Below are 22,065 nucleotides of genomic sequence, written 5' to 3' on the forward strand. Positions count from 1 at the left end.
ACCCGGCCGGCCGCATGGCGCCGGCTTGGTCGCGAACCATATGCCCGAAGCGCGCCGCAAGGCGCCCCCCCTTGCCCCGGAGACCTCCATGGGAGAGCCGATGCCCCATTCCCTGTCCCGCCGCGCGCTTGCCGGCCTCGCCCTGCTGCCGGTGGTCGGCTGCGCCGCCGCCCCGCAGGCCCAGGCGCAGCGCGGCGTCGCGATGCAGATGGTGCCGGATTTCGCCGACCTGGCGGAACGGGTGCTGCCTTCCGTGGTCAGCATCTCCGTCACCTCCGAGGCGCGGACGGAAATGCCGCCGGAACTGCGCGGCACGCCCTTCGAGCGCTATTTCCGCGAAAGGCAGCGCGGCCGCAGCCAGCAGGTGATGGGCGCCGGGTCCGGCTTCGTCATCGACCCGGCGGGCTATGTGGTGACCAACAACCATGTGATCGGCAATGCCTCCCGCGTCCAGGTCACCTTCCAGAACGGCCAGGAATATGCCGGTCGGCTGGTCGGCATGGATGACCTGACGGACCTGGCCTTGCTGCGGATCGAGGCGCCGGCGCCGCTGCCGGCCCTGGCCTGGGGCAGTTCCGCGGCGCTGCGCGTCGGCAATTGGGTGCTGGCGGCGGGCAATCCCTTCGGCCTCGGCGGCTCCGTCACCTCCGGCATCGTCTCCGCCCGGGGGCGGGAGATCGGGGCCGGGCCCTTCGACGATTTCATCCAGACCGATGCGCCGATCAACCCGGGCAATTCCGGCGGCCCGCTGTTCAACATGGCGGGCGAGGTGATCGGCATCAACACCGCCATCTATTCCCCCTCCGGCGCCTCCGCCGGCATCGGCTTCGCGGTGCCGTCGGACCTGGCGCGGGGCGTGATCGACCAGCTGCGCGGCTCCGGGCGGGTGGAGCGCGGCTGGCTGGGCGTCTCGGTGCAGGATGTGACGGAGCCGGGGGCGCGCAACGGGGCCGGGGCCGGGGTGCTGATCGCGGGGGTGGAGCGCGGCAGCCCGGCCGCCCGCGCCGGGCTGCGCCAGGGCGACCAGGTGGTGGCGATCGAGGGCGACCGGGTGGACACCAGCCGCGCCCTGGTGCGCGGCATCGCCGCCATCACGCCGGGGCAGAATGTCCGGCTTTCCATCCTGCGCAACGGCCGGCCCACCGAGCTCACGGTCCGCGTCGGCCGGCGGCCCGCCACGCCGGCGCCGGGATGAGGCGCCGGGTGACCATTTCCTCATGATCCCGGGCAGGTGACGGCACCTGCCCGCGCGCCCTATCCTGGGCGCTTCGCTGCACGCAATTCTGGAACAGCCATGCGCATCCTGCTGGTGGAGGACGACGCCGAAGTCGCCCGCTTCGTGAAGAAGGGCCTCCAGGAGGCGGGGCATACGGTGGAACACGCCGCCAATGGCCGAGACGGGCTGTTCCTCGCCGCCTCGGAAGGCTTCGACGTGCTGGTGCTGGACCGCATGCTCCCCGGCGGCGTGGACGGGGTGCGGCTGGTGGAGACGCTGCGTGGCCAGGGCAATCTGAGCCCGGTGCTGTTCCTCTCCGCCCTCACCGCGGTGGATGAGCGGGTGAAGGGCCTGAAGGCCGGGGGCGACGACTACCTCACCAAGCCCTTCGCCTTCGCCGAGCTGTTGGCGCGGGTGGAGGCGCTGGGCCGCCGCCCCTCCGCCGAGGTGCCGACAACGCGGCTGAAGGTGGCCGATCTGGAGCTGGACCTGCTCTCCCGCACCGTGACGCGGGCCGGGCGCAAGATCGACGTGCAGCCGCGCGAATTCCGGCTGCTGGAACACCTGATGCGCCATGCCGGCCAGGTGGTCACCCGGACCATGCTGCTGGAGAAGGTGTGGGACTATCATTTCGACCCGCAGACCAACGTCATCGACGTGCATGTCAGCCGGCTGCGCCACAAGCTGGACAAGGGCTTCGACAAGCCGCTGATCCACACGGTGCGCAACGCCGGCTACATGATCCGCGCCCAGGCGTGACGGCGCCGGCGACCCGGCCGGGCGGATGACCCCCGGCCTCGCCCAGCTGCCGCTGATCGGCCTGCTGCGCAGCGCCTCCGGCCGCTTCGCGCTGCTGTTCACCGCGCTGTTCGCCGCCGCGGCCACCGCCGCCGCGGTGGTGCTGTGGTGGAACACCGCCGGGGCGCTGGACCGGCAGACGGATGCGGCGATCCGCGCCGACGCCAATGCGCTGATGGAACGCCGGCAGGATGCCGGCCCCGTCGCCCTGGTGCCCGCCATCATCGACCGGCTGGCGCTGGATGTGCAGAACGAGGCGCTGTACCTGCTGCGCGCCCCGGATGGCGGCATCCTGGCCGGCAATCTGGAAGCCTGGCCGGAGGAGGCGCAGGCCGATGCGCCCTGGATCCGCATGCCGCTGCTGCGCGACGGGCTGGTGAGCGAGGCGCGGCTGCTGCGCGTCGATCTCGGCGAGGGCTACCGCATGCTGGTGGGCCGCGACGTGGCGGAGAAGCTGCGGCTGCGCGCCCTGCTGAGCGAGGGCATCGCCTGGGCCGCCGCCTCCTCCGCCGCCATTGCCGTGCTGGGGGCCTGGATGCTGCGGCGGGCGCTGGAGGAACGGCTTGACCCGGTCTACGGCACCGCGGCGGCGATCAGCGCCGGCGACCTCTCGCGCCGGGTGCCGCTGTCGGACCGGCAGGACGAGTTCGACCGGCTGGGCATGACCATGAACGCCATGCTGGACCGCATCGCCCAGCTGATGGAGGGCGTGCGCGGCGTCTCCGACGCCATCGCCCACGATCTGCGCACCCCGATCGCCCGCGCCCGCGCCAAGCTGGAGGAAAGCCTGGACGCCGCGGCGGATGAGGAGGCGCTGCGGGCCGCGGTGGAACAGGGCATCGCCGACCTCGACGACATCGCCCGGGTGTTCAAGGCGGTGCTGCGCATCGCGGAGGTGGAGGCCGGGGCGCGCCGCGCCGCCTTCGCCCCGCTCGACCTGGCGCCGATGCTGGCGGATGCGGTGGAACTCTACGGCGCGGCGGCGGAGGAGGGCGGCCGGGTGCTGGATTCGGCGCTGCCGGACAGCCTGGCCCTGGTGGGCGACCGCGACCTGCTGCTGCAGGCGGTGGCCAACCTGCTGGACAATGCCCTGAAATTCACCCCGCCCGGCGGGCTGGTGCGGCTTTCCGCGCGGCAGGTGGCGGCGGTGGTGGAGATTGCCGTGGCCGATGCCGGGCCTGGCCTGTCGGCGGCGGAGCGCGCGCGGGTGGGCGAGCGCTTCTTCCGCACCGATGCGGCGCGCACCACGCCGGGCTCCGGCCTCGGCCTGTCGCTGGTCCGGGCGGTGGTGATGCTGCATGGCGGGGAGGTGGTGCTGGCCGATACCACCCCCGGCGGCAGCCCGCCCGGCCTGACGGTGACGCTGCGGCTGCCGGTGGCGTGAGCCGATGCGCCGGCATGGCGGGGCATTCACCGCGGCGCCACGCCCCGGTGCGGCGTTCTGGCCCAGGCTGCGCCGCATCATGTCCGTGCCCCGACTTCTGCTGGCCCTCGACCTTGCCCTGGGCATCCAGGCGCTGCCGGCCCTCGCCCAGCCCAGCCCGCCGCTGCGCGTCACCACCGATGGCCCGGCCTATTGCCGGGAATTGGCGGCACGGCTCGCGGCCCTGCCCGCCACGCCGATCCAGCGCCAATTGGCGGCGGAGGGGCTGGCGCTGTGCGATGCGGGCCATGTCCGCACAGGCATCGCCAAGCTGCGCCGGGCGCTGCGCGCGGCACAGCATCGGCCGGGCTGAAGGGATGCCTGCATGAGCTTCTGGCGCCCGGCGCTGGCCGGTGCGGCGGCCGTGCTGGCCGGCATCGGCCTGGCGCGCTTCGCCTATGTGCCGCTGTTTCCGGCCATGGTCGGCGCCGGCTGGGTGGATGGCGGCGGCGGCGGGCTGCTGGGGGCGGCCAATCTGGCGGGCTACCTGGCCGGCGTGCTGGGCGGACGGGCGCTGGCCGCAAGGCTGGGCGTGCGGCTTTCGCTGGATGTCGGCATGGCGCTGGTGCTGCTGTCCTTCCTGGCCTGCGCGCTGCCGGGCGGGCTCGCCTGGTTCGTCGCCTGGCGCGGGCTGGCCGGGCTGGCGGGCGGGCTGCTGATGGCGCTGACCGGTCCGGCGGTGCAGGCCAGCGTGGCGCCGGAAGCGCGCGGCCTGGCCGGTGGCGTGGTGATGGCCGGGGCCGGCAGCGGTGTGGCGCTGGTCGGCCTGCTGGTGCCGCTGCTGCTGCCGGGCGGGCTGGGCGCTGCCTGGGCCGGTCTTGGCCTGGTGGCGGGGCTGCTGTGGCTGGCGGGGCGGCCTTCCTGGCCGAACCCGCCGGTTGTGCCGGTGGCAGCCAGCGCGCCGGCGGTGCCGCGGGCGGTGCGGCTGCTGCTGGCCTATGGGCTTTCGGGCGCCGGCATGGTGGCGCCGATGGTCTACCTGGCGGACCTCGCGGTGCGCGGGCGCGGCCTGCCGGTGGCGGCGGGGTCGCTGATCTGGGTGCTGTTCGGGCTGGGCGCGGTGGCCGGCACCCTGCTCGGCGGGCGCGTCGCCGGGCGGATCGGCGGGCGGCGGGCGCTGCCGCTCTGGCTGGCGGTGCAGGTGGTGGCGCTGGCCGCGGCGCTGCTGCCCTGGTGGCCGGCGCTGCTGCTGGCCGCCCCGGCGGGCGGCTTCGCCGGCATCGGCGCCACCGCCGTGACGCTGGCCGCGGCGCGGGAGGTGGCGGGCACGCAGGCCGGGCTGGTGTGGGTGCGCGCCACCGCCAGCTATGCCGTGGCCCAGGCGGTGGTGGCCTTCGCGCTGGCGGCGCTGTTCGCGGCCAGCGGCGGCAGCCATGCGATGGTGTTCGGCGCCTGCCTGGCGCTGTCCCTGGCGGCCTTCGCCACCGCCATCGCCCGGGCTTGATCGCCCCGTCCCCGGTTGCCGGGCCCGGCCATCCGGGTTGCGCCGCGGGGCGACAAAAAAAGGGCGGAGCCCCCCGGGAGGGAGGCCCCGCCGAGTTACGGATGCCGGCGAAATCGGGGGGAGGCAGCCGGCATCCCAAGGGAGAGACGGGGTGCGGAAGCTCGGCAACCCCAGGCCTGTTATGCGCCGGGAATGGTTTCCCGACTGTTGCCATAACGCTTAATGCCAGGCGGATTCATTCGATGCCGGCTGCGCCTGCGTCCGCTTCATCGCGCCCACCCCGATTCCGTGCCGGCGCGAAATGCTCTATGGCCGGGCGGCGACGGGTTGGGGGGATGGACCGCATGACGGGCAAGCCGGGGCTGCCGCTGGCAGGGCTGCCGCTGACAGGGCTGAAGGTGGTGGAGCTGGGGCACTACATCGCCGGGCCCTTCGCGACGCGGCTGCTGGCCGATCTCGGCGCCGAGGTCATCAAGGTGGAGCCGCCGGATGGCGACCCGATCCGCGGCTGGGGCAGCCGGCATAACGGCCATCCCGTCTGGTTCAGCATCCATGGCCGCAACAAGCTCTCCGTCACGCTGGACCTGAAGTCCGAGCAGGGGCGGGCGCGGATGCGCGGGCTGGTGGCGCGGGCGGATGCGCTGGTGGAGAATTTCCGCCCCGGCTTCCTGGAACGCATCGGCCTGGGCCCGGCGGTGCTGCACGGCATCAACCCGCGCCTGGTGATCGCCCGCGTCTCCGGCTTCGGCCAGGACGGCCCGTACCGCGACAAGCCCGCGTTCGGCTCGATCGGGGAGGCGATGGGCGGTCTGCGGCATTTGACGGCGACCCCTGGCGTCACCGACCATCCGCCGCCGCGCTGCGGCGTTTCCATCAGCGACGACCTGGCGGGGATGTACGCGGCGCTGGCGGTGACGGCCGCCTGCTGGGACATCAAGGGCAACCCCGAGGCCAAGGGGCGGATCATCGATGTCGACCTGGTCGGCGCGGTGTTCAGCCTGATGGAGGGGATGCTGCCCGAATACGGGCTGACCGGCGCGGTGCGCCAGCCGGCGGGATCCGCCATCCTCACCGCGGCGCCGACCAACACCTATCTCTGCGCCGACGGCAAATGGCTGTGCATCGGCGGCAATTCGGACCCGATCTTCAAGCGGCTGTGCGACGCGATCGGCAATCCGGCGATGGGGGCGGATCCGCGCTTCGCGGATAATCGCGGCCGCTGCGCGCATATGGCGGAGATCGATGCCGCCATCGGCCGCTGGACCCGCACCCTGCCGGCGGCGAAGGCCGAGGCGGTGCTGGAAGCCGCCGACATCCCGTGCTCCCGCCTGTACGACATGCGCGACTGCGCGGAGGACCCGCATTTCCGCGCCAGGCAGACGGTGATGGAGGTGCAGGACCCGCTGATCGGGCCCCTGCTGCACCCCGCCGCCCCCTTCCGCTTCGATGGCATCAGCCCGCCCGACATGGTGCGCTGGACCGGACCGGCCCTGGGCGCGCACAACGACCAGGTGTTCAAGGATCTGCTGGGGGAGACGCAGGATGGCTGAGGCGATGATCTCGGAGGTCGCGCCGCGCGACGGGCTGCAATCCATCGGCCCCTTCGTGCCCACCGCGACGAAGATCGACCTGGTCCGCCGGCTGCACGCGGCCGGGCTGCGGCGGATGGAGGTGGGGTCCTTCGTCAGCCCGAAGGCGGTGCCGCAGATGGCCGACACCGGCGCGGTGCTGGCCGCGGCGCTGGGCCTGCCGGGGCTGGAGGCCACCGTGCTGGCGCCGAACCGCCGCGGCTTCGAGATGGCGAAGGCGGCCGGCGCGCATCGCGTCGGTGTCTTCATGTCGGTCACCGAAAGCCACAACAAGGCCAATGTGAACCGCAGCCGGATGGACAGCTTCCTGGACCTGTCGGCGATCGTGGCCGATGCGGTGGCGGCGGGGATGAAGGTGCGGTTCAACCTCTCCTGCGCCTTCCACTGCCCCTTCGAGGGGGTGGTGCCGGAGGAGGACGCGCTGGACTGGGTGGAGCGGGTGCAGGCGCTGGACCAGGGCATCGAGATCAGCATCTGCGACACCACCGGCAACGCCGCGCCGGATCAGGTGCGACGCGTCCTCGCGCACGCCATCCGCAGCTGGCCCGGCGCCGATGGCGCGCCGCGCTTCGCCTTCCACGGCCACGACACCTACGGCATGGGCGTGGCCAATTGCGCCGCGGCGTGGGAGGCCGGCTGCCGGGTCTTCGACAGTGCCGCCGGCGGCCTCGGCGGCTGCCCCTTCGCGCCGGGGGCGACCGGCAATGTGGCGACGGAGGATGTGGCCTGGCTGTTCGCCCGGATGGGCGTGGCCACCGGGGTGGACTGGCCGGGGCTGCTGGACGCCGCCGATTTCGCCGCCGCCATCCCGGGCGCGCTGCCGGGCGGGCGTATGCGGGCGGTGCCGGCGGCGCGCCAGGCGGCGTGATCGCGCCCCGCTTCCCCCCAAGGGCCGGGCGGCTGCTGGCATGGCCCCTCGCAACGATCGGGCTGTGCTGGTAGAATCAGCGCCATGCGTCGCGTTCTTCCCATCTTGCTGCTGCTCGCCCTTGCCGCTTGCGGCAGCAGCCGGCCTGGCGCGCCGGCGGTGGTGGCGCCGCTGCGGCCGCATCTCGGGGAGCCGATTTCCTGCGTGCCCTATGCCCGCGCTCGCTCCGGCATCGCGCTGTCGGGCGATGCCTGGCAGTGGTGGGATGCGGCGGCCGGGCGCTACCAGCGCGGCCAGGCGCCGCGGCCGGGCAGCGTGCTGGTGCTGCGCCGTACCGCGCGGCTCGCTTCCGGGCATCTCTCGGTGGTGACGCAGGTGCTGAGCGGGCGCGAGATCCTGGTGGACCACGCCAACTGGGCCAGTGGCGCGGCGCGCGGGCGGATCGCCACCGCGCAGCGCGTGGTGGATGTCTCGCCGCGCAACGACTGGTCGCTGGTGCGGGTGTGGTATCCGCCGATCGCGGGGCTGGGCCGCACCGCCTATCCGGCGGACGGCTTCGTGCATGCGGAAACGCGCACGGCCGGTCTCTGAACCGCCCTTTTCGCCCGCCTCCCACCGGGGCATCCTGTCCGCCAACGAACCGGAGGATCACGCATGTCCATCACCCGCCGCGGCCTGGTTGCCGCCGGTCTTGCCACGCCGCTGCTCGCCGGCACTGCGCTGCGCGCCCAGCCTTCCTGGCCGGACCGGCCGCTGCGTTTCGTGGTGCCCTTCCCGGCCGGCTCCTCGCCGGACCTGACCGGCCGCGTGGTGGCGGAGCATCTGGGCCAGGTGATGGGCCAGCCCTGCGTGGTGGACAACCGCGCCGGGGCGGGCGGCAATATCGGCACCGATGCGATTGCGAAGGCAACGGACGGCCACACCATCGGCCTGTCCATCAACGGCCCGCTGTCCACCGCCCCGGCGCTTTACCCGAACCTGCCCTATGACCCGGTGAAGGACCTGGTCGCGATGTCCCTGCTGGTGCGCGGGCCGCAATTCCTGGTGGTGAACAACGACCTGCCGGCGCGCGACCTGGCCAGCTTCATCGCCCATGTCCGCGCCAACCCCGGCAAGCTCGCCTTCGGCTCCGTCGGCCCCGGTTCGGGCGGGCATCTCGGCATGATCGACCTGATGGCCAAGGCCGGCGGGATGGACATGCTGCATGTGTCCTATCGCGGCTTCCCGCAGGCGACGGTGGACCTGATCGCCGGGCGGATCCAGGCGATGGTGGTGACCACGGCGGCGGTGATGGGCCAGGTGCGCGGCGGCCAGATCCGGCCGCTGGCCGTCACCTCCGCCGGCCGCTTTGGCCTTACCCCGACGGTGCCGACGCTGGCGGAGCAGGGGCTGGCCAATGCCGAGTCCTATGGCTGGCAGATCATGGTGGCCCCGGCCTCGACGCCGCCGGAGCGCCTGGCCCGGCTGGCGACGGAGGCCCAGGCCGCCCTGCGCGCCCCGGCCGCGCGGCAGCGCCTGGAAAGCGCCGGCTTCGAGGTGATGGCGACCACCCCGGCCGAGGCCGTCGCCTTCCTGGCGGAGGAGACGGATCGCTGGGGCGGGATGATCCGGCGGTTGGGCATCCGCATCGACGGCTGATGCCGGGCGAATGGCGGCCGCGCCCGAGGGCGCGCCGCCAGGCCGGTGCCGAAACCACGCGGAGGTGGCGCAGCCCGCCGCCAAGCCGCGGCCGGCCTGCCGCGTTCGACCGGTCCTGCCCATGCCTGTGCGCTGGCGCTGCGGAAGATCACCGGCCTCGGCATCCGCAAGATGCTGCCGAGGCCGAACATCAGCCGGCTGAACATCCGCGAATGCCAGAAATGCCCGGATGAGGGCTCGCCCCGTTGGCTCCATCGCTTCGGCCCGAAGGACGACGCGGAAAGGGCGGGGATCCGGAGGGGCAGGGGGAGGGCGCCCTGCCGGGGACGCCCGACCCCGCGCCGGAGGCGATGTTCGAGAACGCCGTGAAGCTGACGGCGAAGGCGCGGCAGCCCGCGCCCGGCATGGCCCGGTCCGGACCGGACCGGATGGCGGTGCCCCCGGGTGATCGTGGCCGATCACCGCCTCGATCGCCGGCTTGGCGGGCACAGGTTCCGACCAGGGCGATGCCTGATCAGCCGGCGCGGTCCATCGCCGCCCGCTCGGCCTCCAGCGCATTGGCCGCCGGCGGCGCGCCGCGGGTCTTGTACAGCGAATAGGCGACGCCGCCCGCGATCAGCGCCGCGGTGACCCCGAGCGAGATGGCGGGCTCCACCTTGCCGAAGATCTGGTTCCAGAAGATCTTCGCGCCGATGAAGACCAGCACCATGGCCAGCGCATATTTCAGGTAGTGGAAGCGGTGCACCATGGCAGCCAGCGCGAAGTACAGCGCGCGCAGGCCGAGGATCGCCATGATGTTGGCGGTGTAGACGATGAAGGTATCCGTGGTGATGGCGAAAATCGCCGGCACGCTGTCCACGGCGAAGACCAGGTCGGCCAGGTTGATCACCACCAGCGCCAGGAACAGCGGCGTCGCCCAGGCGACCATCCGGCCGGTCTTCGGGTCCGGCTGGCGGACGAAGAATTTCTCCCCATGCAGGTCATTCGTCACCCGCATGTGGCGGCGCAGGAACGTCACCACCGGGTTCTTCGAGATGTCGGAATCCCCTTCCGGCACCACCATCATCTTGATGCCGGTGCCGATCAGGAAGGCGCCGAAGATGAACAGCAGCCAGGAATATTCCTGAACCAGCGCGGCACCGATGCCGATCATCAGGCCGCGCAGCACGATCACCGCGACGATGCCCCAGACCAGGGCGCGGTACTGGTACTTCCGCGGGATGGCGAAGAAGCCGAAGATCAGGCTGATGACGAAGACATTGTCGATCGACAACGCCTTCTCGATGAAGAAGCCGGTGAAGAAGGTGATGCCGGCATGGGTGCCGTCCTCGGTGGCGAGGTGCCCCGCCTCATAGGCCCACCAGACCCCGCCGCCGAACAGCATGGCGAAGCCGATGTAGAAGGCCGAGAGCCACAGGCTTTCCGAAATGCCCATCTCCCGGTCTTCCCGGTTCAGCACGCCGAGGTCGAAGGCGAGCAGGGCAAAAACGATGCCGAGGAAGCCGAGCCACATCCAGATCGGCTTGCCGACCCATTCCAACAGCAGGAATTCCATGAAGATTTCGCTCCGGGTCATGCGGATTTCACGCCCGGGTGGGGCGCGACATCACAGGTGCACCCCGGCGCGGGTGTCACGATCCGGGCCGGGGTCGTGGCAGTCTCTGGCGATCCGACATCGCGGGGGCGGGGCCAAAACCCCGCCCGAGCCGCCAGAGGGGCCCGGATCAGGCGGCGAGGTGGTTGCGGCATCCCGGCGCTTCAAGGGGTAAAATGAACGTCCGGAAATAATTCAGCCATGTGCCAAGGGCGGCTGAAATCGGCCCGCGGCGCGGAAATCGGGCCGTGGCCGGTTGTCTCGGGACCCGCGGCAGGCCATCTGCGGTTTGCGGAAGACGCTGGGGCGGATTACTGTCCGACCCAGAGGCAATCCGGCCCCCCGCAACGGGCGGGCCGCTCACGGGATCGAGGCGTCGCTATGGGTTCGTTCAGCATCTGGCATTGGCTTGTCGTTCTGCTCGTCGTCCTGCTGCTGTTCGGCAGCGGGAAGATCAGCGGGCTGATGGGTGACCTCGCCAAGGGCATCAAGTCGTTCAAGGCGAACATGAAGGAAGACGAGGACAAGGACGCCTCGATGGCGGCCGACGCCTCGGCACAGACGCCGGCGCAGCCGGCCGGCACCATCGCCGCGCCGCCGGCCCATGCGGCCCCGGCGCAGCAGACCAACCCGTCCCGCCCGGCCGCCTGATACGGCGCTTCGCGGGGCCGGCATCGCCGGGGTCGGTCCCGCTCGGCGTCGGGCCACCTTCGGGGTTCGGCCCGGCCGGCGATCGCCCCTGGCTGCTGCCCGGGTCACCGCCAGCCTGACGTCAATACCGGGGCATGCCCCGGCGCATGCCAGGCGCGCCGTCGATCCTGGCGCGCCGTCCCCGGCGGGTGGGCCAGTGGCGCGCTGCATCCCCGGTTGCCCCTACCGCCCCTGCGGCGCTATCCTGCTCCCATAATGGACGTGCCTTGCCACAAGGCGAGGTCGCGCGCCGACTCCGGATCCGGGGCCGGCGTTTTGCGTTTAGGGGGCTTCAAGAATGAACAGGCCGGCAATGGACGGCGGTGGACCGGCTTCGGGTCCCGCGGCGGCGGCGTCGACGCTTGCCAATACGGCCGCAGCCTCAGGCGCCAGCCCGGGCGTGGTGCAGATCGACGACATGGAATTCGCCTCCGCCCGCCGTGAACTGGCGGGCTGGCAGGGCTATGCCTGGCGCACCGGCGCCGTGGCCTTCGTGCTCTGGCACATGTGGATCCTGCTGGTGGCGCCCGTCGATCCCACCATGGCACGCGCGGTCCATGTGTTCCTCGGCGCCGCCCTCGGCTTCGCCCTGTTCGCCCCGGTGGCCACCCAGGGCCAGGGCGGCGCCGGCACGCGCGTGCCCTGGTACGACTGGCTGCTGATGATCCCCTGCCTGCTGGTGCCGCTGCACTACATCCTGGATGCCGACGGGATCGAGATGCGGTCCTTCATGGGCCCGAACTGGCAGGACATCGCGGTGGGCAGCCTCGGCATCCTGCTGGTGCTGGAATTCGCCCGCCGCACCGCCGGCTTCATCATGCCGCTGATCGCGGTGGTGTTCATCGCCTACTGCTTCGTCGGGCCCTGGATGCCGGGCATCCTGTTCCACGGCGGCATCGCCTTCGACCAGGCGGTGGTGGAGCTGTTCAACAACAACGGCGTGCTGGGCACCATCGTGCAGGTGTCCGCCACCTTCATCATCCTGTTCGTCACCTTCGCCGCCTTCCTCACCGCCTCCAAGGCCGGGGATTATTTCAACGACTTCGCCCTGGCCCTGGTCGGCCGGGCGCGTGGCGGGCCGGCCAAGGTCACCGTCATCTCCGGCATCCTGTTCGGCGCCATTTCCGGCTCCGCGGTCGCCAATGTGGTCGCCTCCGGCACCTTCACCATCCCGATGATGCGCCGCGTCGGCTATTCGCGGGAAACCGCCGCGGCGGTGGAGGCCACCAGCTCCACCGGCGGGCAGATCACGCCGCCGGTGATGGGCGCCGGCGCCTTCATCATGGCCGAGGTGCTGGGCATCGCCTACACCGAGATCGCGCTGGCCGGGCTGATCCCGGCGCTGCTCTTCTATTTGGCCAATTACATCCATTGCGACCTGAACGCGCGCCGCGCCGGCATCATGGGCCTGAAGCGGGAGGATCTGCCCCGCTGGGTGGATCTCGGCCGTCGCGCCTACATGGCGGCGCCGCTGATCCTGATGATCGTCATGCTGGTGATGGGCTATTCGCCCTTCCGTGCCGCGGCCACCGGCATCGCGGCGACCATCGGCATCATGCTGGTCACCTTCCTGGTGCACCGGCTGGTGCTGCGGCGGGAGGGCCTGGTGGCCGGCGTGGCGGGCGCCTTCGTGGAGTTGCTCCAGGCCATCGAGCGGGCGCTGGCCGGATCGGCCAAGGAAGTGATGCAGCTGATCGCCGTCTGCGCCGCGGCCGGGCTGGTCGCCGGCGTCATCGGGCTGACCGGCGTGGGCGGGCGCTTCGCCAACATGCTGCTGGAGGTCGCCGCTTCCTCGGAATTCCTGGCCATGCTGTTCGCCATGGTGGTGGCGATCATCCTGGGCATGGGGGTGCCGACCACGGCGGCCTATGCCATCGCGGCCGCGGTGGTGGCGCCGGGACTGATCAATATCGGCGTGCCGGCCCTGGTGGCGCACATGTTCATCTTCTACTTCGCCATCCTGTCGGCGATCACGCCGCCGGTGGCGCTGGCCTCCTTCGCCGCCGCCTCCATGGCCGGCGCCGACATGTGGAAGACCAGCATGATCGCCGTGAAGCTGGGGCTGGCCACCTTCATCGTGCCCTTCATGTTCTGGCTTTCCCCGGCGCTGCTGGCGCAGGGCGAGCTGCCGGTGATCCTGCAGGCGGTGGCCACCGCCGGGCTTGGCGTCTTCCTGCTGGCCTGCGCGACCGAGGGATGGATGCTGAACGGGCCCCTGGCCCTGCCGCTGCGCCTGGTCTCCGGCCTGACCGGCCTGGCGCTGATGGTGCCGGAACTGTGGACCGACCTGGGCGGGCTGGCCATCGCGGTGGCCCTGCTGGCCTGGCAGCACCGCAGCTACCCGGCCACCCGCCCGGCGCCCCGGGCGGCATGAGCGCGGCGTTCCCGGCGGCGGCGGCGGCGATCGTCGCCGCCGGGCGGCGGATGGATGCCTTGGGTTGGGTGCCGGCGACGGCGGGCAATTTCTCCGTCCGCCTCGATGACCGGCGCCTGGCCGTCACCGTCTCCGGCCGGCACAAGGGGTTCCTCACCCCGGACGACGTGATGGTGGTGGACCTGGACGGGGTGGCCGAGAATCCGGCGCAGCGATCCTCCGCCGAGACGCTGCTGCATTGCGGCATCTACCGCCGCTTCCCCGAAGCGGGCGCCGTGCTGCATGGCCATTCCATCGCCAACACCGTGCTGTCCCGCGCCGGCGGCCCGAGCCTGACGCTGGCGGGCTACGAGCTGCTGAAGGTGTTTCCCGGCCTGCCCACGCATGACGCCAGCGTGGACCTGCCGGTGGTGGAGAACGACCAGGACATCGCCCGGATGCAGCGCGGGCTGGATGCGCTGTGGGACGCCATGCCCGAGGGCATGGGTGCCATCCCGCCCGGCTACTTGATCCGCGGCCACGGGTCCTATGTATGGGCGCCCGACATGCCCATGGCGCTGGCCCGCATGGAGGGTCTCGAATTCATGCTGCGCTGTGCGCTGGAAGAAAGGAGCCTGCGATGAGCCGCCTGACCGTCTGGGACGCCGCGACCGACGCGCAGATCCAGGTCACCGAGGACCCCGCCGCGATCGCCGCCGCGCTGGCCGCCATCGGCGTGCGGTTCGAGCGCTGGCTGCTGGCCGACCTGCCGGCCGACGCGCCGGCCGAAGCGGTGCTGGAAGCCTATCGCCCGCGGCTGGATGCCTTCATGGGGGAGACCGGGGCGGGCACGGCCGACGTCATCAAGCTGACGCCGGACCACCCGCAGAAGGACGCGATGCGCGCCAAGTTCCTGTCGGAGCACATCCACACCGAGGATGAGGTGCGCTTCTTCCACGCCGGTTCCGGCAATTTCGTGCTGCATGTGGATGGCAAGGTGTTCGACGCGCATTGCACGCCGGGCGACCTGATCTCCGTGCCGGCCAATTCCAAGCACTGGTTCGACGCCGGGGAGAACCCGCACTTCGCCGTGCTGCGCGTGTTCACCGACACCGCCGGCTGGACGCCGCACTACACCGGCACGGACATGGCCGCGCGCTTTCCCGCCGCCACGGCATGAGCACCCCGCCGGCGGTGGTGCTGACGGATATCGAGGGCACCACCAGCGCCATCGCCTTCGTCAAGGACACGCTTTTTCCGTTCGCCGAGGCGGAGCTCGACGCCTTCCTGGCGGCCCGCGGCACGGAGCCGGAGGTGGCGGCGATCCTGGACGAGGTGCCGGGTCCGGACCGGGCCGCGACGCTGCGCGGCTGGATGGCGGCGGATGCCAAGGTCACGGCGCTGAAGGCCCTGCAGGGGCTGATCTGGGAAGCCGGCTTCGCCGATGGCCGGCTGCGCGGGCATCTGTGGCCGGATGTCGCACCCTGCCTGCGCGCCTGGCACGCGGCGGGGGTCCGGCTGGCGATCTATTCCTCGGGCTCGGAGGGCGCGCAGAAGCTGCTGTTCGGCCATTCCGAGGCCGGCGACCTGCGGCCGCTGTTCGACGGCTTCTTCGACACCCGGATCGGCGCCAAGCGGCAGGCTGCCGCCTATGCGGCGATCGCCGAGGCGCTGGCGGTGCCGCCCGGCGCCATCCTGTTCCTGTCCGATGTGGTGGAGGAGCTGGATGCGGCGCGCCTGGCCGGGCTTTCCACCTGCCAGCTGGTGCGGCCACAGGATGGCACCCTGCCCGGCCTCCGGCATCCCGAGGCGGCGGATTTCCCCGCCGTGGCGGGGCGCTTCGGGCTGCCCCTGCCGGCGTTTCCGGCGGCCTCCTGACAAGGGTGACAGCCCCCACCGGGGCAGGCTAGATGCCCCGGGCTGCCCCGGGCGGGAGATCGCGACATGATGACGACCTACGCCGTCGAGGATGGCCGGCTCGCCCTGCGCGATGGGGTGCTGCCCGCTGCAGACCTTGTCCACGCCGTCTGGATCGACCTGCTGAACCCGACGCCGGAGGAGGAAAAGGCGGTGCAGGATGCGCTCCGCCTGGAAATCCCGACGCGGGAGGAGATGCAGGAGATCGAAAGCTCCTCCCGCCTGTACCGGGAGGAGGAGGCGCTGTTTCTCACCGCCAACTTCCTCTACGGCGTCGAGAACGGGGAATACGGCTCCACCCCCATCACCTTCGTCATCAGCAACACCGCCCTGGTGACGGTGCGCTACGCGACCCCCAAGGCGTTCAGCGTCTTCGCCCTGCGCTGCCAGCGCAGCCCCGCCCTGGTGGCGACGCCGGACGCGGTGATGCTGCACCTGTTCGAGCAGATCGTGGACCGGCTGGCCGATATCCTGGAACGGATCGGCAGCGACATGGACCGCGCCTCCTCCGCCTCCTTCCGCAGCGCGCGGACCAAGGTGAAGGCGAACCAGCGCGACCACGACCTGCGGGAGGCGCTGATCACCCTGGGCCAGGTGGGGGAGGTGACGACGCGGGCCAACGACACGCTGCTGGGCCTGACCCGCATCCTGTCCTTTGTCAGCGCCGAGAAGGCGACGGTGATCCGCAAGGAGAACCAGGTGCTGATCAAGACCCTGGTGCGGGACGTGCGGTCCCTGGTGGACCATGCCGGCTTCCTGAACAACAAGGCGACCTTCCTGCTGGACGCGGTGCTGGGCATCCTGAATGTCGAGCAGAACGCCATCATCAAGACCTTCACCGTGGCCAGCGTGGCGCTGATGCCGCCGACGCTGATCGCCAGCATCTACGGCATGAACTTCGAGTACATGCCGGAACTGGGGCTGCGCTTCGGCTATCCGGCGGCGCTGCTGCTGATGGTGTGTTCGGCGGCGCTGCCGATCCTGTATTTCAAGCGGAAGGGCTGGCTCTGACCCTGCCGCCGCGTCCCCGCCGGCGCGGCGCCGCGCCTTTTTGCCTGATTGCCCTGCTGCTGCTGCTGCTGCTCCCCGTCCCCGCGACCGGGCAGGGCGGCGCGATGCCGGCGCCGGTGCCCGTGCCCGTGGCCTGCCCGGCGCGGGGCACGCCGCTGCTGCGCGTCAGCCTGTCGGACCCCGATGCGCGGGTTCTGCCGCCGCTTTCCGCCGAACGGCTGCGCCAGCTGGCGGAGGTGCCGGAGGACGCCCCCGGGACGGTGCTGCACCATCTGGGCCTGACGCTGTCGCGGGTCGAATGGCGCAGCGAGATCACGGTGCGCAGCCAGGGGCGGCCGGGCGGGCCGGTCTGCGGCGTGCCCTTCGAGATCCGGCTGAGCCTGGTGCATGCCGAGCACAGCATCCGCCTGGCGCGGGAGATTCCGCGCAATGGCTGCCTGGCGCGCCAGGTGCTGGCGCATGAGCGCCGCCACGCCGAGGTGAACCGCCGCACGCTGCGGGAGGCGGCGGAGGGGCTGCGCAGCGCCGCCCGTGCCTGGGCGGCGCGGGCGGAGGCACGGGCGCCGGATGCCGCCGCCGCCGCCCAGGCGCTGCAGGAGGATCTGACCGCGGCGGTGGAGCCGGTGCTGGCCCGGCTGCGCGCGGCGCGGGAGGAGGCGCATGCGGCGATCGACTCGCCCGAGGAATACCGCCGCCTGGGCCGCGTCTGCCCGGCCGACCAGCGGGTGCTGAGCAGCCGGCTGGGGGATGCGGCACCGCATTGACCCCGGCGCAACCGCTTGCTGCACTGCATGCCCCACCCCCAACGCAGCCGAGGTCGCCCGCCATGCCCGCCACCCACCGCATCGCCGCAACGCCCGAGACCGTGCGCTGGGGCGCCTTCGATGCCGGCTTCGCCCCGCTGCTGGAAATCCCGAGCGGCGACCTGGTGGTGCTGGAATGCGTCTCCGGCGCGCCGGAGGTGATGCCGGCGCCGGAGACCGGGCTGAAGGTGCCGCCGGCCCTGGCCGCGATCCATGCCGCCAGGCCGCCCAGGCTCGGCCCGCACATCCTGACCGGCCCGGTGGCGGTGACGGGGGCGGAGCCGGGGGATGTGCTGCGCATCGACATCGAGAAGATCGAGCTGGGCTGGGACTGGGGCTTCTGCGGCTTCCGCCCGCTGTTCGGCACGCTGCCGGAGGATTTCCCCTATGCGCGGATGCTGCACATCCCGGTGGACCGCGCGGCGCGAACCGGCCATGTGCCGGTGGGCCCGGGCGTCACCCTGCCGCTGAGCCCCTTCTTCGGGGTGATGGGCGTGGCGCCGCCGAGCGAATGGGGCGCGATTTCCACCAAGGAGCCGCGGGCGCATGGCGGCAACCTGGACAACAAGGAACTGACCGAGGGCAGCACCCTATGGCTGCCCGTGCATGTGCCCGGCGGCAATTTCTCGGCCGGCGACGGCCATGGCGTGCAGGGCGATGGCGAGGTCTGCATCAACGCGCTGGAGATGTGCCTGACCGGCCATTTCCGCCTGACCCTGGAAAAGGGCGGTGGCGCCAAGGACCCGGCGCTGCGCTATCCGCGCGCGGAGACCGCCACCCACTACATCTCGATGGGGATGCATGAGGATCTCGACCTTGCCATGAAGCAGGCGCTGCGGGAGATGATCGGCTTCATCGTGGCGCGGATGAACGTCTCCCCGGCCGATGCCTACCAGCTCTGCTCGCTGGCGGTGGATTTCCACGTCACCCAGACGGTGAACGGGGAGAAGGGGGTGCACGGGATGCTGCGGAAGGGGCTCTTCTTCTAGCCTGCCCGAACCGGCCTCCGCCGCCCCGGGCAAGGCGGCGGCCAGTTCTGTCCACAGGAATCATGCGCTCCGGGCCATTCTACAACTTGTAGGCGGACCCCGCGTTGCCCTACCGTATGTTGTGTCAGGCGGGGCCTTGGAGAGAGCGCATGGATTGGACGGCGGAGGCCATCGAGCGGCTTCGGGCGCTCTGGGCGGAGGGGCATTCGACGGCGGAGATCGGGCGGCGCATGGGCGTTTCCAAGAACGCCGTTGTCGGCAAGGCGCATCGCCTGAACCTGCCGGCGCGCCCCAGCCCGATCCGGCGCGAGACGCTGGCCGAACGCCCGGCCCAGGCGACGACGCCGCGCCTGCCGCGCGCCGCCGGGCCTGCCCCGCGCAGCACGCTGGCCCCGGCAGCCTCCGGCAGCACGGCGCCGGTCGCGGCGGCTTCGGGCGTGGTGCGGGCCTTCCCGCGCCTCAGTGCGATGCGCAGCTGCTGCTGGCCGATCGGCGAGCCGGGGACGCCGGAATTCCGCTTCTGCTCGGCCGAGGCGGCCTCCGGCAAGCCCTATTGCAGCCAGCATGCCGCGGTGGCCTATGTTAAGGCCCGCGACCGCCGCGAGGACGCGGCCTGAGGCCATGAGGCGGGGCGGCGTGGCGCCCCGCACGCCGGGCATCCCGCCGCGCCCCGCGATGCGCCTGCCGCACCAGATCGTGCCGGGCGTCCCGCACCAGATCGTCCTGGGCGTCCCGCCCGGGGCGCGGGTCCGCCGTGGCGGGACTGGCGGTTCCGGGGCGCGGCCGGGACGGGCATAGGATCGGCCATGTCCCGATCCCTCCAGGGCGTGCTGCTGCAACTCGTCGCGCTCGCCCTGTTCGTCACCATGGATTCGCTGCTGAAGGTGCTGGTGGCCAGCCACCCGGTGCCGCAGCTGATGTTCGTGCGCTTCGTCTTCCACACCGCGCTGGTCATGCTGGCGCTGAAGCTGTGGACCGGGAAGGTGCCGATCCGCAGCCGGGCGCCCGGCCTGCAGACCCTGCGCAGCCTGTGCCTGGCCACGGCCAATGCGGCGATCGCCGTGGCGCTGATCTACATCCCCCTTGCGGATGCCACCGCCGTTTCCTTCGCCGCGCCGGTCCTGGTGGTGACGCTGGCGGCGCTCTGGCTGGGGGAGAAGGTCTCGGCGCGCCGCTGGGTGGGGGTGGCGATCGGCTTTGCGGGTGTGATGGTGGCGCTGCGCCCGCCCTTCCTGACCGGGGAGGCGCTGCACTGGGCCATGCTGCTGCCGCTGGTCACCGCCATCGCCAACAGCTTCTACCAGCTGCTGACCCGCAAGCTGGCCGGGGTGGACGATCCGCACACCACCTTCGTGCACACCTCCATCGCCGCCCTGGTGGTCACCGGCCTGGCGCAGCCCTTCGTCTGGGTCACCCCGGCGGCGCTGGACTGGCCGCTCTTCGCCGCGCTCGGCCTGCTGGGGGCGGCCGGGCACTGCATCCTGGTGCTGGCCTTCGCCCGCGCCCCGGCCTCGGTCCTCGCGCCCATGTCCTATGCGCAGCTGATCTGGGCCGGGCTGGCCGGCGTGCTGGTGTTCGGCGACTGGCCGGATGGCTGGACCCTGCTGGGCGCCGGGATCATCGCCGCGGGCGGCATCCTGGTGGCGGTCCCGGAACGCCGGTCCCGGCCTGCCCCACACTGAGGCAGGCCGGGCGTGTCCCCGGGGCCACCCCGGTGGCTCGTTGCGTCCCTGTGACGCGACGATGGCAGACAGGTTGCGTTGGCATTGCAACTCCGGGCTTGCGTCACAGGCCCCTGAAGGACTAGCCCCATGGACATTCCTGTAATTGGCCTGGCATGACCATCCGCACCGATGCTCCCGACCGCGACCACCCGCGCGCAGCGCTCGATGCCGCGGGGGTACGTGACGCCTACCGGCGCTGGGCCGGGGTGTATGATGCGGTGTTCGGGGGCGTTTCCGCCTTCGGGCGCCGCCGCGCCGTGGCCGAGGTGAACCGTCTGCCCGGCACCAGGGTGCTGGAGGTGGGCGTCGGCACCGGCCTCGCCCTGCCGCGCTATCGCGGCGACAAGCGCGTGGTCGGCATCGACCTCTCGCGCGAGATGCTGGAGAAGGCGGCCGAGCGGGTGCGGGAGGAGCGACTCGGCCAGGTCGTCGGCCTGGCGGAGATGGACGCCGAGCACATGGCCTTCGCCGACGGCGCCTTCGACATCGCGGTGGCGATGTTCACCGCCAGCGTGGTGCCGGATGCGAAGCGGCTGTTCGGCGAGATGTCGCGCGTGGTGCGGCCCGGCGGGCACCTGCTGTTCGTCAACCATTTCGCGGCGGAAGACGGCCCGCGCTGGTGGGTGGAGCGGGCGATGGCGCCGCTGTCGCGCCTGCTGGGCTGGCACCCGGACTTCGCGCTGCGCGATCTGCTGGACCCGGGACTGGTGCAGGTGGAGGCGATGGAGCCCTGCAAGCCCGGCGGCCTGTTCACCCTGGTGCGGGTGCGGAACCTGCCGGAAGCGGCGCTGGCGGCGGCGGCCTGATCGGCAGGCGGGGCCTGCCCGCGTGGCCGGTGGACGGAAATTATTAACCTTACCAAAGGCACAGCGTCGCCTCCGCAGGTCGGGTGAGTTGGTCGATGCAGGCGATGCGTCCCTTGTGCGGTGCGGGACCGGCCACTATGGTCCGGCCCCAGCGCGACCTGCCGCGGCGGCGGCGGAAGAGGCGCGCGAACGGCCCATGCGGCCGGCAGCAGCTTTCGGCGCGCGACGCGGTGCGCTGATGGGATGACAGGATGCGGCACGTGATCGGGGCGATTCGGGGAATGACAGGCCGGCTGTCCGGCCTGGTGGAGCGGGCTTTTCTGGCCGCGGCGGTGGCCATGCTGGCCGCGCCGGCCCTGGCGCAGGAGGCGATGATCGGCGCGCCGCAGCCCTGGGGCATGGGCCTGCAGGCCTCCGGCGGCCCGATCAAGGATGCGATCTCCTCCTTCAACAGCTTGGTGTTCTGGATCATCGTGGCGATCACGATCTTCGTCGCGATCCTGCTCGCCTATGTCATGTGGCGCTTCCGGGCGGCGGCGAACCCGAACCCGTCGCGCACCAGCCACAACACGATGCTGGAGATCGCCTGGACGGTGGTGCCGGTGCTGATCCTGGTGGTCATCGCCATCCCGTCCTTCCGCCTGATCTACTATCAGGACCGGACGGTGGAGGCGGACATCACGGTCAATGTGCAGGGCCGCCAGTGGTACTGGCACTATGGCTACCCTGAGCACGGCAACTTCACCTTCGACAGCTACCCGGTGCAGGATTCGGACCTGGCGGCGGGCCAGATGCGCAACCTGGAGGTGGACAACCCCCTGGTGATCCCGGTGGGGGCCAATGTGCGCATCCTGACCACCGGCCAGGACGTGATCCATTCCTTCTTCGTCCCCTCGCTGGGCGTGCAGCGCTATTCGATCCCCGGCCGGACGCTGGAGACCTGGATGCGCGCGGACAGGCCGGGCACCTTCTACGGCCAGTGCAACCAGATCTGCGGGGTGAACCACTGGTTCATGCCGATCGTGGTGCGCGCCGTGCCGCAGGCGGAGTTCGATGCCTGGGCGGCGGAAGCGCGCACGCGCTTCGCGCAGGGCCTGGCCCCGGCTTCCCTCGCCGCCGCCCCTGGCGCCCCCGCGGCTGCCACCCAGATGAACGTCGCCGAGGTCCGCCGCTAAGGCGGGCCCCAAGCCAACACCAGAAGC

At 71.8% G+C, this 22,065-nt stretch carries 22 protein-coding genes; 21 read left to right on the top strand and 1 reads right to left on the bottom strand.

Features of this window, described 5'->3' with window-relative positions; genetic code table 11:
- Nucleotides 1-100: 100 nt before the first annotated feature.
- The 9 genes from HEQ75_RS11085 (at nucleotide 101) to HEQ75_RS11125 (ending at nucleotide 8,976) form a co-directional block, all read left to right on the top strand.
- Complete coding sequence (locus tag HEQ75_RS11085) at nucleotides 101-1,195, top strand: trypsin-like peptidase domain-containing protein (protein WP_168030343.1); 1,095 nt, start codon at nucleotides 101-103, stop codon at nucleotides 1,193-1,195.
- Between the two features lie 99 nt (nucleotides 1,196-1,294).
- Complete coding sequence (locus HEQ75_RS11090; RefSeq protein WP_168030345.1) at nucleotides 1,295-1,975, top strand: winged helix-turn-helix domain-containing protein; 681 nt, start codon at nucleotides 1,295-1,297, stop codon at nucleotides 1,973-1,975.
- Between the two features lie 25 nt (nucleotides 1,976-2,000).
- On the top strand, nucleotides 2,001-3,398 hold the full coding sequence (locus tag HEQ75_RS11095; protein WP_168030347.1) for a HAMP domain-containing sensor histidine kinase: 1,398 nt from the start codon (nucleotides 2,001-2,003) through the stop codon (nucleotides 3,396-3,398).
- Nucleotides 3,399-3,477: 79 nt separating this feature from the next.
- The gene (locus HEQ75_RS11100; RefSeq protein WP_168030349.1) at nucleotides 3,478-3,750 is read left to right on the top strand and encodes a hypothetical protein; all 273 of its coding nucleotides are present in this window, start codon (nucleotides 3,478-3,480) and stop codon (nucleotides 3,748-3,750) included.
- Nucleotides 3,751-3,762: 12 nt separating this feature from the next.
- A complete protein-coding gene (locus tag HEQ75_RS11105; RefSeq protein WP_168030351.1) occupies nucleotides 3,763-4,881 on the top strand; it encodes a YbfB/YjiJ family MFS transporter in 1,119 nt (372 codons plus the stop codon).
- 344 nt (nucleotides 4,882-5,225) lie between these two features.
- Complete coding sequence (locus tag HEQ75_RS11110; RefSeq protein WP_168030353.1) at nucleotides 5,226-6,431, top strand: CaiB/BaiF CoA transferase family protein; 1,206 nt, start codon at nucleotides 5,226-5,228, stop codon at nucleotides 6,429-6,431.
- Nucleotides 6,424-7,338: a hydroxymethylglutaryl-CoA lyase gene (locus HEQ75_RS11115; RefSeq protein ID WP_168030355.1), complete on the top strand. Its 915-nt coding sequence runs from the start codon at nucleotides 6,424-6,426 to the stop codon at nucleotides 7,336-7,338. Before HEQ75_RS11110 ends, HEQ75_RS11115 begins: the two co-directional genes overlap by 8 nt.
- 84 nt (nucleotides 7,339-7,422) lie before the next feature.
- Nucleotides 7,423-7,929 carry a CHAP domain-containing protein gene (locus HEQ75_RS11120; protein ID WP_168030358.1) on the top strand — a complete coding sequence of 169 codons (507 nt, stop codon included), beginning with the start codon at nucleotides 7,423-7,425 and terminating at the stop codon, nucleotides 7,927-7,929.
- Nucleotides 7,930-7,992: 63 nt separating this feature from the next.
- Nucleotides 7,993-8,976, top strand: coding sequence for a Bug family tripartite tricarboxylate transporter substrate binding protein (locus HEQ75_RS11125; RefSeq protein WP_235961500.1), 984 nt, complete (start codon nucleotides 7,993-7,995; stop codon nucleotides 8,974-8,976).
- 514 nt (nucleotides 8,977-9,490) lie between these two features.
- Here HEQ75_RS11125 and HEQ75_RS11130 read toward each other — a convergent pair.
- A complete protein-coding gene (locus tag HEQ75_RS11130) occupies nucleotides 9,491-10,552 on the bottom strand; it encodes a TerC family protein (RefSeq protein WP_235961501.1) in 1,062 nt (353 codons plus the stop codon).
- Nucleotides 10,553-10,951: 399 nt separating this feature from the next.
- Here HEQ75_RS11130 and HEQ75_RS11135 point away from each other — a divergent pair, with 399 nt between their 5' ends.
- From HEQ75_RS11135 to coxB, 12 genes are all read left to right on the top strand, one after another.
- Nucleotides 10,952-11,221: a twin-arginine translocase TatA/TatE family subunit gene (locus HEQ75_RS11135; RefSeq protein ID WP_168030360.1), complete on the top strand. Its 270-nt coding sequence runs from the start codon at nucleotides 10,952-10,954 to the stop codon at nucleotides 11,219-11,221.
- A gap of 442 nt (nucleotides 11,222-11,663) precedes the next feature.
- Nucleotides 11,664-13,634 carry a TRAP transporter permease gene (locus HEQ75_RS11140; protein ID WP_209318494.1) on the top strand — a complete coding sequence of 657 codons (1,971 nt, stop codon included), beginning with the start codon at nucleotides 11,664-11,666 and terminating at the stop codon, nucleotides 13,632-13,634.
- Nucleotides 13,631-14,257, top strand: coding sequence for a methylthioribulose 1-phosphate dehydratase (locus tag HEQ75_RS11145; protein ID WP_168030362.1), 627 nt, complete (start codon nucleotides 13,631-13,633; stop codon nucleotides 14,255-14,257). The genes HEQ75_RS11140 and HEQ75_RS11145 overlap by 4 nt, the downstream gene beginning before the upstream one ends.
- A complete protein-coding gene (locus HEQ75_RS11150) occupies nucleotides 14,254-14,793 on the top strand; it encodes a 1,2-dihydroxy-3-keto-5-methylthiopentene dioxygenase (protein ID WP_168030364.1) in 540 nt (179 codons plus the stop codon). The genes HEQ75_RS11145 and HEQ75_RS11150 overlap by 4 nt, the downstream gene beginning before the upstream one ends.
- A complete protein-coding gene (mtnC, locus tag HEQ75_RS11155; RefSeq protein WP_168030366.1) occupies nucleotides 14,790-15,491 on the top strand; it encodes an acireductone synthase in 702 nt (233 codons plus the stop codon). Before HEQ75_RS11150 ends, mtnC begins: the two co-directional genes overlap by 4 nt.
- A gap of 66 nt (nucleotides 15,492-15,557) precedes the next feature.
- Nucleotides 15,558-16,541 carry a magnesium/cobalt transporter CorA gene (gene corA, locus HEQ75_RS11160; protein ID WP_168030368.1) on the top strand — a complete coding sequence of 328 codons (984 nt, stop codon included), beginning with the start codon at nucleotides 15,558-15,560 and terminating at the stop codon, nucleotides 16,539-16,541.
- Between the two features lie 104 nt (nucleotides 16,542-16,645).
- Nucleotides 16,646-17,305, top strand: coding sequence for a hypothetical protein (locus HEQ75_RS11165; RefSeq protein WP_168030370.1), 660 nt, complete (start codon nucleotides 16,646-16,648; stop codon nucleotides 17,303-17,305).
- Nucleotides 17,306-17,367: 62 nt separating this feature from the next.
- On the top strand, nucleotides 17,368-18,333 hold the full coding sequence (locus HEQ75_RS11170; RefSeq protein WP_168030372.1) for an acetamidase/formamidase family protein: 966 nt from the start codon (nucleotides 17,368-17,370) through the stop codon (nucleotides 18,331-18,333).
- Nucleotides 18,334-18,482: 149 nt separating this feature from the next.
- Nucleotides 18,483-18,950 carry a GcrA family cell cycle regulator gene (locus HEQ75_RS11175; protein ID WP_168030374.1) on the top strand — a complete coding sequence of 156 codons (468 nt, stop codon included), beginning with the start codon at nucleotides 18,483-18,485 and terminating at the stop codon, nucleotides 18,948-18,950.
- A gap of 189 nt (nucleotides 18,951-19,139) precedes the next feature.
- Nucleotides 19,140-20,015: a DMT family transporter gene (locus tag HEQ75_RS11180; RefSeq protein WP_168030376.1), complete on the top strand. Its 876-nt coding sequence runs from the start codon at nucleotides 19,140-19,142 to the stop codon at nucleotides 20,013-20,015.
- A gap of 155 nt (nucleotides 20,016-20,170) precedes the next feature.
- The gene (locus HEQ75_RS11185) at nucleotides 20,171-20,863 is read left to right on the top strand and encodes a class I SAM-dependent methyltransferase (protein WP_168030378.1); all 693 of its coding nucleotides are present in this window, start codon (nucleotides 20,171-20,173) and stop codon (nucleotides 20,861-20,863) included.
- A 281-nt stretch (nucleotides 20,864-21,144) separates the two neighbouring features.
- Nucleotides 21,145-22,038 (top strand): cytochrome c oxidase subunit II, encoded by an 894-nt coding sequence (gene coxB / locus HEQ75_RS11190; protein WP_209318495.1) that lies wholly within the window; start codon nucleotides 21,145-21,147, stop codon nucleotides 22,036-22,038.
- The last annotated feature ends 27 nt before the right edge of the window (nucleotides 22,039-22,065 follow it).

The organism is Falsiroseomonas selenitidurans (assembly GCF_012103215.1).
Taxonomy (GTDB): Bacteria; Pseudomonadota; Alphaproteobacteria; order Acetobacterales; family Acetobacteraceae; genus Falsiroseomonas; species Falsiroseomonas selenitidurans.